Here is a 12,716-nt window from a genome sequence, read left to right as displayed (position 1 = left end):
TGACATGACGAAACAAAATATCGCGATCCTCGGAGGGGGAGTGTCGGCTATGACAGCTGCAGTTTACCTTACCGAGAAAGAAAACTGGCAGGACTTATATGACATTACGGTATATCAGTTGGGCTGGCGATTAGGAGGAAAAGGGGCGAGTGGCCGAAATGCTAAATATGGTGAACGAATCGAGGAGCATGGCTTACATGTATGGTTTGGTGCCTACGTCAATTCATTTCGGGCAATTGAGACAGTATATAATGAATTAAACCGTCCAAGCAGTATACCCATTCACACTTGGCAGCAAGCACTTAAACCACATAGCTTTGTCGTTTTGCAAGAATATATTGAAAATGAGTGGGAAACATGGCCCGTTGACTTTCCACTGATCGAAGGCAACCCTGCTGATGGGACTTTAGATCTGCACTTTTGGCAATTAATTGAGCTTGTTGTTGCTTGGTTGCATAAGTGGATTGATGAACTTGAAGAGGCCATTGAGGCGTCTCACAGGCAAGTCGCGCTTCAAACTCGTAAAAGCCGAGATAGAAGTTTGTTACAGCATCTTGCAAGCGAAATTTCTGATGCTGTTGATACTGTGGAAGATAAAGTGAAGTCGTTCTTCGACAGTGCTGTTGATGAAGCTCAGGATATCTTGTCCACACCTAAGTTGCTGATATCGCAATTACATGAATTAATGAGCCTAAGAGCAAAGGACAAAAAGCTGTCGAATTCAAAAGACAGACTTGTCACTTGGTATATTGTAAGAAAATTAAAGCGCTGGTTACGCAGCGAGGCACTAGACTTGATTGACGAAAACCCCGCTGTCAGAAGAGCCTATATTTGTGCCGATTTGGCAATAGCGATGACTGTCGGCATGATACGTGACAGAGTGCATGCAAATGGATTTGGTGTTTTAAATCAATATGACTTTAAGTACTGGCTTGCCAGAAACGGTGCAGACAAAGAATATGCGGTAGAATCAGCGCCTGTTAGAGGGTTCTATGATTTAGTCTTTGGATACGTTGATGGTGATTTTGAGAACGGAGATGTAGAAGCTGGCGTGGCTTCGTTGGCGATGCTGAGGATTATGCTGTGCTATAAAGGCGGTGTCATGTGGAAGATGCAAGCAGGCATGGGGGATATCATCTTCTCTCCAATCTATGAATTACTGAGTCAGCGCGGCGTAAAGTTTGAATTTTTTAACCAAATTGAGTCATTAAAGCCGGGACAAGATGAGCATGGCGATTATGTGGTTGAAGAAATATCCGTCATAGAACAAGTTGCACTTAAGGATGGGCATTACCACCCATTTGTTGATGTAAAAGGGCTGCCATGTTGGCCAGCTAAGCCAAACTTCGAATACATCGAACCTGAGCAAGTGGCTTTGTTACAACAACATAATGTGAATCTTGAGTCTTTTTGGACGGATTGGCCTGAAATTTATGAACAGCACTATCAGCGCCCATTACCGAGAAAAACGCTCAAAAGAATGCGTGATTTTGATAAAGTTGTCTTTGGTATTTCGGTGGGGTCATTGGCGCATTTATGTCCTGAATTACTAGCCCTAGACTACGGATTTAAACAGCAAAGTACGCAAATTAAAACGGTGGCAACACAAGCATTTCAAGTATGGCTTAACAAAACGGACGAACAGCTTGGCTTTAGTTATACGCCACCGAGTGAAGAGCGACCAATTTTAAGCGCTTTTTCACAGCCATTTGATACTTGGGCTGCTATGTCTAATTTACTTGACGTTGAAGACTGGCCAAATGATAAGCCCTGCAATATTGCGTATTTTTGCAGCGCGTTTACGTGTGATTATTATCCGCCCAGTAGTGAACATACATTCCCATCTGAACAAACGGCAAAAGTAAAGTCGAATGCAGTCGAAAAACTGGAAAGTGAAATGCAGCCTCTTTGGCCTTTGGCGTATGACTCTGTCGGCCGATTTATTTGGGATGTGGTTTATGACCCTCACGCGTCTGCAACGGCAGTCCGCTTTGATACTCAGTATTGGCGGGTCAATGTCGATCCTAGCGAAAGATATGTATTGTCGGTGACTGGTAGCAGTGATTTCCGCCTTGCCACAGACGGGACACTATTTAAAAACTTATATATTACTGGAGACTGGATTAAAACAGGGGTGAATGCCGGTTGTGTTGAAGCCGCAGTGATGGCAGGGATGCAAACTTCGCGAGCAATTTGCGGTCTACCAGAAGAAATAAGTGGTGAAAATGGCTTTGAGCCAGACGGAACTTAAGCGAAAATAGAGGTTAAGTAACAGAAAAGGCCTGCAATTTTATTGGAGGTCTTTTCTTTTGGACTATACTCAAGTGAGCAAAGTGAACACCGCTAATACAAACGAGAACGGACATGTTTAAACTCTCTGCCTTATCAATATCTATATCCCTACTATTCGTTAACCCATCCATAGGTCTGTCTGCTGACTCGGACTCGATGGAAACAATCGAGGTATACGCTCAAAAGCGTAAACAAAATATTGAAGATGTCAGTGTATCCATTTCTACGATTGGTGCCAAACAAATAGAAAGCCAAGGCGTTAAAGACGTGACTGAGCTTGGGGTTTTCGTTGCAAACCTTAAGATAAGCCAAAATGCTGCTGAAGGCACACCTCCTGCAATAAATATTCGCGGTATTGGACTGCTTGACTATAACACAGCGAACACGTCGCCAATTGCAATGTACGTCGACGGCCACAGTGTTGGATCTGCAAATAACCAAATTGCGAACTTGTTTGATATTGAGCAAGTAGAAGTGTTGAAAGGGCCACAAGGCACACTATTTGGCAGAAATAGTACCGGAGGGGCGTTACTCGTTCGGACAAAGCGGCCAGATGATGGTGATTATGGCTATATCAAATTCGGAATTGGTAGTGATGCATGGAAACGTGCCCAAGGCGCTTATAATAGTCGCCTAAACGACGAGAGCGCAATTAGGTTCGCGTTTAGCCACACAGACTATGAATACACAAGTTACAATCTGTTTGAGTCCGCGCCTGAGGCTGGCCTCAAACAAAGTGACTTGCGATTGAGTTACCTGGGTGAATGGGACAAATGGAGCGCCTTTGTTAAAGGGTATTATGGGCACTGGGATGGCATAGTGCAGCCAGTAGGTAACATTGGTATCTTTAAAGATCCGGTTAATCAAGTGCGTTGTACACCTGCTGAAGCCGGTAAAATAGGATGCGTCGATAGCTTTGGTTTTAATGATGGTAATGATGACTTTTGGGCGGTGAGCGTCAACAATGACTCTCCACATTTGAGCATTTATAAAGGGTGGGGTATCGAGCTACAGTGGCAGCCGAGCGACAATGCCAATGTAACCTATTTGAATGGTTTTAACCGCCTTGATAGAGACCATGCTTTTAATTGTGATGGCAGCCCTGCAAGGCTATGCGAAGGTGAATTAGGCCTAAAAAGCGAATTAATTTCAAACGAATTGAGATACCAAGCTGCATTTGATGAAGACCACATAACGATAGGAGTATTCCAACTGGAAGAGCGTATCTATCAAAATAATTATAATGATATCTTACGCGATTTTCGTGGCATTTTAGCACCGCAATTAACGACGACATTCTTCTACGACAATGAGATCATTACTAACTCTATCGCGCTTTTTTCTCAGTATGAATGGCAACTCTCTGAGAAGCATATGTTGACATTTGGGCTACGTTACTCTGATGAATCGGTAGAGTACGACTCGATCTCTCGGCTAAATGTCGTGACTAACCCAGCGAATCTAGCTGGCAGTATTATCCCTTTTTATACTGTGGTAGGTAAAGTTGAAGACGATGGCATTTCGGGTAAAGTTGCTTGGAACTATACACCTAGAGAACATATACTAATTTACTATTCACTCGCTAATGGGAGTAAGAGTGGCGGGTACAATGGGGGATTACTCTCATCTCCAGAGCAAGCTCAACTAGCGGATTATGGACCAGAGGAGACGATGTCTCATGAGTTGGGGCTGAAATTAAGTGGTTCGGACTACTTTTTGTCCGCGGCTTTATTTTATTATGACTATCAAGATCAGCAAGTTTTTATGAACCAAGCTGCGTCTACACCAGGTGCCCCCCCATTACAGTTATTAGAAAATGTGGGGGAGTCTATGATTTATGGCGCGGAGCTTGAACTTGACTACACTATTAGCAACACACTCTCTAGCCGTCTAGCGTTAGGGTATATCCCAGAAGCAAACTTTGAGGAGTTTACAGACCCTCTGGGTAATAAGCTGACGGACAATCGATTACCCTTTACATCAGAGTGGAATATTGCGGCTGAGTTGTCTTATTCTATGAGTATCAATGGTGGTGAACTAGATGCAGTATTAGGTATGGACTTTCAGTCTGATTATTATTTCGATCAAAATCAAAACCCGTATGCATATCAGGGTAGTTATGCGCTATGGCGAGCTAATGTCTCATACCAATATGCCGATTGGCAAGTAGGCGTGTGGGCAAAAAACCTATTTGACAAAGAGTATAGCCATCTAAAGTTTGATTTAAGTTCGTTCCTTGGCATGTTAGAAGACTTTAAGGGAGAAGGACAGAGAATTGGATTGGATGTTACTTATAACTTTTAAACGAGCTCTACAAGCTCATTTTAGGTGTTTTAATGCACTTGATTAAATATATCTTGTTCTCAATTGTTGTACTGTTTTCAGCGCATGTTCAAAGTACGGAGTATGTTTTTAACGGTATTGAGAAAGGCATTAATTTGCATGACAAGGGTTTGGTGTTAGCTTCTAAAGACGATATGCGCTTTCCAGATTCTTTTGAGAGCGTGCAAGCTTGGGCTAACAGTTTGGAGCCCCAAACAGAAAGGGCGTTGTTTTCTGGGCGATATTGGCTTGTCACTGAAATTGTTAATACGTCTATGTACGAAGAGCTCGTGCTATATCCTTACAACACCGTTTTGTCCAACATAGAAACACGGATTTACTCTAAATCATCGGTAGAGAGGTATTATACTGGCGGAATGGTGCAGAATGAATTTGCTTTTCATTACGGCAATACCGTTAAGCTCAATCCCAACGAAAAGTATTATATTGTTACGTTATTTGAAAGTGACTTCTTTTATACACCAATAAAACTTGAACTGGTGCCTGTACCTGACTTCAAAAAGCAAGTGGTGATCGATAATTTGATCATGATACTTTGTTTCAGTGTCGGTATTGTACTAGGGCTCTACAACCTGTTAATTTACATCGGCTCGAAAGACTTAACCCACCTTTACTACGCTATTTTTGCGGCGACGATGGTGTTTGCATGGAGCCATTTTTTCCATATATCGGACCAATTATTTGGCTTTTATTCTCCGCATCTACATTGGCTCGGTTTCACGCTTTCCCCAATAAGTAACGCGCTGTTTTACAATTGTTTGCTAAAACTTAAGGAAACACACCCGAATTTATCTTCGGCGTCTATATGGGTTGGTGTAGTGGCCGCAATAGGTACGCCATTTAGTATATTGTTCCCTGGTTTTGGCTTCCTGTGGGCAACCTTGTCCACTGGTGTGGCATTGTGCTTGGGGCTGTATATTGGTGTTCTTAGAATTCTGGAAGGGTTTAAGCCGGCTAGATATTTTATCCTCGCCTATGTCTGTATGGCAGTCCCTAATATGATAGGCAACTTTACCAATTTAGGCTTATTGCCACCTATTGCTGTTAATCTTTATTTGCTTGGCCTCATTGGGGTTGCACTGGACGCGATGTTCTTGGCGTTTGCTGTGGCAGATAAAGTCCGATTAACCAGCGAAGAAAACATTGAGCTTAATAAAAACCTAGAGGCAAAAGTACTCAAACGGACGTATGAACTGGAGCAATTAGCGTCTGAACTTAGAGATGCCAGTGAGGCGAAAAGCCGTTTCCTTGCGAATATGAGTCACGAAATACGAACGCCGATGACCTCAATAATTGGCTATGCAGATGGCATTATTCTTGGGGATATCAAACCTCATGAGCGCAACCATGCTATTACGGTCATTTTGCAAAACTCTAGGCACGTACTAGGATTGATCAACGATATTTTGGATATGTCCAAAATAGAGGCAAATAGGTTGGAAGTAGAACTGATTGAAGCAAATTTATTTCAATCTATTGCACACGTAGAATCTCTTCTCGGTAAACAAATTCGAGATAAAGGGTTAGAGTTTGAATTAAATTATCAATTCCCATTACCTGATTACGTCGTGATTGATCCTACGAGGCTCAGACAAATACTACTTAATTTAACGTCGAACGCGCTCAAATTTACCTCTGTGGGTAAAATATCAATCGAAGTGAGTTGTCAGGGGGACCGGCTGCACATTTGTGTTAAAGACACTGGGATCGGCATGACATCTGAAGAGCAAAAGGAACTGTTCAGCGCATTTTATCAAGCAGACTCTTCTACAACCCGTAAGTATGGTGGAACAGGTCTTGGTTTGAACATCTCTAAAAGCTTAGCGCAAAAACTTGATGGTGATATTGAGGTAGAAAGTGAAGTGGGCTCGGGTACCTCATTTACTTTATCTTTGAGCTTGTTCACAACTGAGCGCACTACGTGGGTAAACTCCTTCGATGAAATTCATCACTCAAATGATATCAGCCAACAATTGGCCGAAGAAGTAGAATCTAAAGACTTAAAAGGAGAGGTGTTGCTGGCAGAAGATCATAGTGATAACTGCCGTCTCATAACCAGAATACTAGAACGGATGGGTCTAAATGTTACTGCAGTAGAAAATGGTCAATTGGCGGTGCAGGCCGTCTTAGACAACGAGTTTGATCTGATTCTAATGGATATTCAAATGCCCGTAATGGATGGTGAGCAAGCATTTAACTTTATTCAAGCTACGGGCTGTACAGCACCTGTTATCGCGTTAACTGCGAACACCATGAGCCATGAGGTTGAACGTTACATCAAGCTCGGTTTTACTGATCATTTAGCGAAGCCTATAGACAGGACGAGATTTGCGCAGAAAATATCTCATTATTTGAATATCACTGTTGATGAAGAGTTAAGCTTGCCTGATGCAGAGTTCAAGCAGCTTAAGATGCAGTATATTGACGGCCTTCATGAGCAGTTAGTTCAACTGCAAAACCAGCTTAAATACAAAGACTATGAAGGGCTAGGGAAGTCCATTCATGCGCTAAAGGGCACGTCAGCTATGTTTGATTGTCATGAGATCTATCAGACAGTGACACAAATAGACCAACTACTGAAACAAGAGAACTTTCTCGACGTTGAAAGGGCTTTGAACAGGCTATTTGAGCTGATTGCACAGGTAATTAAAGAGTCTGACTGCGACCAAGCCGTGTAGCTGAAAAATCTGCATGTTAGGACGTTTTGCATTGTTGTAATACGGTACATCAACATATACTGGCGAGTACCTTAAATAACAATAGTAAGGACAATAACATGCGATTTTTGGCTTTGATTGCCGCTTGTATTTCTACTAACTTAATGGCTAATCCTTTAGTTGGTACATGGGAATTTGTAAAAGGAGAGTATGCAACTCCAGAGGGGAGGGTGCATGCTGCTTCGCCACATGTAACATCCACAAAAATAATTAATAAGACTCATTTTAGCTACATTACGAGTAGTGATAATAAGTTTCACTATGCAGGAGGGGGCACTTACATTGTTAAAGACAACTACTTTATTGAGACGGTGACATTAGGCAATGTAGAAAGCTTAATCGGAAGGAAAATGGCGTTTACTTTCGAAGTCAAAGATAGCTTATGGCACCACAAACTGGTTGAAGATGGCAAATTTATTGAATACGAGGTTTGGAAGCGGGTCGAATAACTTTTTTAATTCATTACCGTCGTTTTCTTAGAGGCTGTTATCCCACCCTAATGAAAGACAGGGCCAAATATTGGGCCTTCTTTTACCTCTAAAATGGCCTCTTTTTATTTTTATCAAGTTCACAATATGGCTGTACTTATCTTATACACGTCTCTTTTATCTGCAATATCGCATCAAAACGGCTAGCAAGCATAGCGATGGGAGGGAAGGTTGTTTTGCAAGGAAAAGGAAGGTTCTGGACTTGCAGCGACGGGGCTCTGTCATTTTATACCTGTAAAGAATCATACTGATAGTCCGCTGCGTTTGGTACTGTACTGAGAAGAGTACGATCATGTGAACTTCACTACAACAACTGAAAAACGCCTTAAGCTTCTTATCACAGCTTAACTTGCCACTATTGGTTTACTTTTATTCAGTTTAAAGGGGCTTTCTCCTTTTTTACGACGGGTCCACGAAAAAGTGCTGCGCCAATCAGTATAGCAAGATAGCACGTCATAAAGCTGGGTAAATCCAGCAGCGAATCCAAAAAAGTTCAATGATAAATGTAATAAATTGTATTGAACCTGTTGGATTGTACTAAAATTTTACATGCAGAGATAATTCAAAAAAATTCCGCAGGTTATCGAGTTTGTGAATTTAGTTTCGAAATAAGTGAATTTATATTCACTTTATGGTGTTTCGGTATTAGTTAAAAAAGCAATCCTAAAGTAGGTGTTATTTAAACACTTAATCACACTTGTAAACGGCGTAATTTTGTCTGGCAGTCGTATTTGAATTAACTTAGTTACAGGTTAGACAAACGAGGTATGCAGACATGAAATCATATATTCCAGTACTTATGGCGTCTCTTATAGTAGGTTGCTCGTCCTCAGATGGCGACGAAAATGTACAACAGGCAACGGCTACAGATCAAGACTCTACCCAACAAACCCCGACGGATGATTCGAATTCCCAAAGCAATGGTCAAAATAGTGGAACGAATAATGATTCATCAGGAGACCAAAGTGGAGATACGCAAGAACCCATTGTAACTGATAGAGGTTTATTCTTCCCCAAATCAATGGTTGTGGCGTCGCCTTTCGGGGACAGCAGCGATGAACAAGAACGCATTTATATGTCTAGGGGCCCGGCGTCACCTACTTATTTTTGGGCGACACGGAGAATTGATGCATTGCTTGATGGAGAAACACCTTTACTAGATGTGTTTAGAATACAGTCGTTCTACAGAATCGGCAAAAATGCAGACTGTTTTGGTCCCCAAGTTGTGTATCAAGGGCATCCGAATTCAGCAGATCCAGCAACTAACTCTGGTACTCTTCCTTCAGGTGATTTAGGTTTGTGGCTTGCAAGTGAAAGTGATGGGAACGCTTGTGCCGTGGCGCAAACCAATGCGCTACTGGATGGAACAAAAGAGCGCTCTAGAATGGCACTGATGACCTTAGCAAGTATGGTTTCAGCAGCAATCGATGATGGCTCTGGCTTGCCCGAGGAGGGAGCTTCTGTTGACCTCACGACTCAAATGAATAGTAAAGGTTTGGCTAACGTAAACTTTAGCACAGCATCTATTAGCCTTACTTCCGGTATTTGGCAATACAATATTACCTTAGAATATACTGTGGGCGGCAGTCGCTATGATATCGACCTGACCATGACACACACGCCTGGCGGAGATAGATCGAATTACGCGGGTTTACTCAATTATTCTGTTGAAGGAGAAGTTGGTGTGTTGGGAATTGAATTCCCGGGTGGAAACTGTTCTCAGAATCAACGTACTTTGGTTGGTTCACTGGCGTATGAGCGTGCAGACCAACAAATGTCCCTTCAGGCAAGGACTGCGACCTTATGCGGTCATTCGGTGAGTGGCGCCTTCAATAGCGACCAACAAGTTAATGTGCAAAACAAGTATCATTCGACGGATAACCCAGATGGTTGGAGTGAAAATTTTGCTATCTTTGGCGCCGACTTTGATTTGACGAGTTTGGCAGGTGATTACGCTTATGTTTGGCAAGCTGGCGTGAATGACTCACATAGCCGCATTTTAAATATTGGTTTTAATGATGCAACGCTTGAGAATGGAGAAGCACATTTTGGCTATGGCACCGATATCGATCAAACCAATGGTTTAATCCAAGGGTTTATTTGTAATTGGGCAGGGCCTGGTAATGACCATACCTTACAAGCGTATACGCAAAGACAGTTTTTTGAATATGACAGCAGTACCAGTACATATTTGGGAACAGAGCATCGTGCTAATATTGAATACGCACCCACAAATAATTGCGATTATGACGGAACCGGCAGCTTTGTATTCGATATTGATGTGAGCGGTGCGCTTGGAGATATATCGCAAGAAGATGCAGCCATGTCATTCAACAATGATTTATGGGCACCTACTGATCCAACACTCACTGTGGCAGAGTCGATTCTTGCCAGAGGACTTAAAGTACCGGATGTCCCTTTTAGTTGGCCTGCAGATGAATAATAAAAAAGAAGGCTTGGGCCTTCTTTTTTATTGTGCAGTTAGATACATTTTGCTGGTTTAGGTAGGCCAGCAATTTTAGTTGCTTGCTTAGCAGGCCCTTTTGGAAAGAGCTTATATAAATAGATACTTTTTCCTTTGTCCTCACCTAGTTTTTTGGCAATGGCTTTCACCAGCATGCGAATGGCAGGACTGGTCCCATACTCTTCATAAAAGCTTCGAACAAACTTAATGACTTCCCAATGAGCATCGGTTAACGTAATGTTTTCATTTGCGGCGATAATTGGCGCGAGGTCCTCGCACCAATCTAGGTGGTTTAATAAATAACCTTCTTTATCTGTTTCTATTGTTTTATTGTCTATTACTAACATAATTTACCAAGTAATTGATTTATCGCTGGTTGCAATTAGGTCTACCCAAGTTAAATCGTCAATCAGCTTAACCGAAGCCGTGGCCGTAATCCCTCTCGCAATTGAGCAGGTCTCTAACATATAGAGATTGTCTGTGAAGACGTCTGCAAACTGCGCATGATCATAGCAAGCATCCTGTTGAAGCAGTACTTTGTCATTTTTACCAACCAGTGCGGTGTTAAAGCCGCGTCCATAATAATCTAATGGTCTCGAAAAAATATGAATTGTGATACTCATAGTTTCACCACATAATCCTGTTTGCCAATGAGCGCTTGCTGAGCAGAGTAAGATAAAGCGGTGGCATCCACATTTAAATGTTCAGCGCTAAGGCGGTAGTTTTGCATCGCGTCTTTGCAAATAAACACGCTATCAATATCATATATTTCTAATGTTTTGAGTTGCTTAATAAAATCTTTAATGTCTATAGCGCCCGGATTATTCTGACCCGTCAATGCGAGTACCGAAGCTCCTGTAAACAGCCAACTTACTTCCTGATCTATGGCGGCAAAAATAAGCGCCATATCTAAACACTCCCTAATTCGTTGCCCATCAAATGGGGCTGCGTCACTGATAACAAGAATTTTCTTACTCATTTGAATTGTATCCACTTGTCGGCTTTACACGTTTCCATTGCAAATTCCGCAAGTCCTGCAACGGTGAAAATGCCAGTATCTTGAATATTGATCCCTCGCTTTTCAGCTGCGGTGACGCATAGTTTTAAAGCAATGCCTTGTTCGGCCAAATTTTGCCAAATCGTGTTTAGTTGTAATTCATCGCTTGCAAGCTGGATATGTTGGCTCGCATGTTGAACCGCATTTTGATACAGAAAAATGCACTTAATCGTATGATTCTGTTTGAGTGCGGCTTGCACAAATCGGTTCATACATTGTAAAGAGTCGTGTGCATCTGGACCACAATGCAACGAAATAATAAACTGGCTCAAAAGAAACCCATAAAAAAAGCCCCAGATGGGGCTTATTTTATCAGAATGAATCAATTAGTCATCATTTGACATGCCAAGCAACATTAGCAATGACGTGAACAAGTTATAAATTGCAACGTAAAGTCCAACAGTCGCCAGTATGTAGTTAGTCTCACCACCATTCACGATGCGGCTTGTTTCGAACAATATCATTGCAGACATCAGCAGCACAAATACGGCGTTAATCGCGATGAAAACCATTGGGCTACCGATAAAGATATTCACGATAGACACCCCAAAAGTAACTAAAATGCCAATTGTTAAAAAACCGCCCATGAAAGAGAAATCTTTTTTGGTGGTAAGTGCATATGCTGACAACCCAAAGAAGATTAGAGCCGTTGAACCCAGTGCCTGTGCGATCAATAGGCCGCCATTAGGTAAGTTTAAGTATGAGTTGAGCAGCGGGCCTAAGCCAAAACCTAAAATACCAGTAAACAGGAAAACCAGGCCAATCGCTGATGATGAATTCGCTTTTTTGTGAATGACAAAAATTAAACCCATTGCAACAAGTGAACAAATCATGCCTGTAAAACGAGGCAGCGCCATTGTCATTGAGATTGCAGCAGTGATGGCACTAAACGCCAAAGTCATCGCTAAAAGAAAATAAGTACTTTTTAGCACCTTGTTAGTTTCAGTCGTTGACATTACCGCTTTTTCAGTAGTGTACGAATGATTGAACGCCATATTATAGCTCCTTAATAGAAACACGATGTTCCGAAAATTAATCTTACCAAAGATTACCAAGAGTTAATTAGTTGAGCAAACCTTTCTCGAATAGTAGACCATAAAAAGCGATAAATAGTTCTACAATTACAAATAATTGGCAAAAAAATAGGCATGTTTGCAGGAATTAGCAGCAAAAGTGCTGAAAATTAGCCAAACAGTAAAAAAAGCAAAAAAAAAGCTTCACATTCATGATCGCTTTCCCTATTATTCGCACCGCTGCGGAGAGATGGCTGAGTGGTTGAAAGCACCGGTCTTGAAAACCGGCATACGTTAATAGCGTATCTAGGGTTCAAATCCCTATCTCTCCGCCACTACAAT

10 protein-coding genes and 1 tRNA gene are annotated in these 12,716 nt (G+C 41.9%); 6 read left to right on the top strand and 5 right to left on the bottom strand.

What is annotated here, in order from left to right:
- The first annotated feature begins 4 nt into the window (after positions 1-4).
- From L1286_RS10955 to L1286_RS10935, 5 genes are all read left to right on the top strand, one after another.
- Complete coding sequence (locus L1286_RS10955; RefSeq protein ID WP_235407073.1) at positions 5-2,251, top strand: NAD(P)-binding protein; 2,247 nt, start codon at positions 5-7, stop codon at positions 2,249-2,251.
- 113 nt (positions 2,252-2,364) lie between these two features.
- On the top strand, positions 2,365-4,596 hold the full coding sequence (locus L1286_RS10950) for a TonB-dependent receptor (protein WP_235407071.1): 2,232 nt from the start codon (positions 2,365-2,367) through the stop codon (positions 4,594-4,596).
- 32 nt (positions 4,597-4,628) lie between these two features.
- Positions 4,629-7,313: an ATP-binding protein gene (locus L1286_RS10945; protein WP_235407069.1), complete on the top strand. Its 2,685-nt coding sequence runs from the start codon at positions 4,629-4,631 to the stop codon at positions 7,311-7,313.
- 98 nt (positions 7,314-7,411) lie between these two features.
- Positions 7,412-7,801 carry a hypothetical protein gene (locus L1286_RS10940; protein ID WP_235407067.1) on the top strand — a complete coding sequence of 130 codons (390 nt, stop codon included), beginning with the start codon at positions 7,412-7,414 and terminating at the stop codon, positions 7,799-7,801.
- A gap of 814 nt (positions 7,802-8,615) precedes the next feature.
- Positions 8,616-10,283 carry a hypothetical protein gene (locus L1286_RS10935; protein WP_235407066.1) on the top strand — a complete coding sequence of 556 codons (1,668 nt, stop codon included), beginning with the start codon at positions 8,616-8,618 and terminating at the stop codon, positions 10,281-10,283.
- A gap of 38 nt (positions 10,284-10,321) precedes the next feature.
- On the opposite strand, the gene L1286_RS10930 is transcribed toward L1286_RS10935, so the two are convergent.
- The 5 genes from L1286_RS10930 to L1286_RS10910 are packed head-to-tail and all read right to left on the bottom strand — an operon-like array spanning position 10,322 to position 12,356.
- On the bottom strand, positions 10,322-10,651 hold the full coding sequence (locus L1286_RS10930; RefSeq protein ID WP_235407064.1) for a TusE/DsrC/DsvC family sulfur relay protein: 330 nt from the start codon (positions 10,649-10,651) through the stop codon (positions 10,322-10,324).
- Positions 10,652-10,654: 3 nt separating this feature from the next.
- Positions 10,655-10,927 (bottom strand): DsrH/TusB family sulfur metabolism protein, encoded by a 273-nt coding sequence (locus tag L1286_RS10925; RefSeq protein ID WP_235407062.1) that lies wholly within the window; start codon positions 10,925-10,927, stop codon positions 10,655-10,657.
- Entirely contained in the window at positions 10,924-11,283 is a 360-nt protein-coding gene (gene tusC, locus L1286_RS10920; protein WP_235407060.1) for a sulfurtransferase complex subunit TusC, read from the bottom strand. The genes L1286_RS10925 and tusC overlap by 4 nt, the downstream gene beginning before the upstream one ends.
- A complete protein-coding gene (gene tusD / locus L1286_RS10915; RefSeq protein WP_235407059.1) occupies positions 11,280-11,633 on the bottom strand; it encodes a sulfurtransferase complex subunit TusD in 354 nt (117 codons plus the stop codon). The genes tusC and tusD overlap by 4 nt, the downstream gene beginning before the upstream one ends.
- A 54-nt stretch (positions 11,634-11,687) precedes the next feature.
- Positions 11,688-12,356 (bottom strand): Bax inhibitor-1/YccA family protein, encoded by a 669-nt coding sequence (locus L1286_RS10910; RefSeq protein ID WP_235407057.1) that lies wholly within the window; start codon positions 12,354-12,356, stop codon positions 11,688-11,690.
- Positions 12,357-12,618: 262 nt separating this feature from the next.
- Between L1286_RS10910 and L1286_RS10905 the strand changes: the two genes are divergently transcribed.
- Positions 12,619-12,709 (top strand) — tRNA-Ser (locus tag L1286_RS10905).
- Positions 12,710-12,716 lie beyond the last annotated feature (7 nt).

It is taken from the genome of Pseudoalteromonas sp. SMS1 (genome assembly GCF_021530565.1).
GTDB lineage: Bacteria > Pseudomonadota > Gammaproteobacteria > Enterobacterales > Alteromonadaceae > Pseudoalteromonas.
The sequence above is the reverse complement of the archived record's forward strand: the minus strand, read 5'-3'. Positions and strand labels throughout refer to the sequence as shown.

Bases quoted from the DNA above. Each gene is read 5' to 3' on its own strand.
- L1286_RS10930 (WP_235407064.1), bottom strand. From the start codon at position 10,651: ATGTTAGTAATAGACAATAAAACAATAGAAACAGATAAAGAAGGTTAT.
- L1286_RS10910 (WP_235407057.1), bottom strand. From the start codon at position 12,356: ATGGCGTTCAATCATTCGTACACTACTGAAAAAGCGGTAATGTCAACG.
- L1286_RS10935 (WP_235407066.1), top strand. From the start codon at position 8,616: ATGAAATCATATATTCCAGTACTTATGGCGTCTCTTATAGTAGGTTGC.
- L1286_RS10940 (WP_235407067.1), top strand. From the start codon at position 7,412: ATGCGATTTTTGGCTTTGATTGCCGCTTGTATTTCTACTAACTTAATG.
- L1286_RS10945 (WP_235407069.1), top strand. From the start codon at position 4,629: ATGCACTTGATTAAATATATCTTGTTCTCAATTGTTGTACTGTTTTCA.
- L1286_RS10955 (WP_235407073.1), top strand. From the start codon at position 5: ATGACGAAACAAAATATCGCGATCCTCGGAGGGGGAGTGTCGGCTATG.
- tusC (WP_235407060.1), bottom strand. From the start codon at position 11,283: ATGAGTAAGAAAATTCTTGTTATCAGTGACGCAGCCCCATTTGATGGG.
- L1286_RS10925 (WP_235407062.1), bottom strand. From the start codon at position 10,927: ATGAGTATCACAATTCATATTTTTTCGAGACCATTAGATTATTATGGA.
- L1286_RS10950 (WP_235407071.1), top strand. From the start codon at position 2,365: ATGTTTAAACTCTCTGCCTTATCAATATCTATATCCCTACTATTCGTT.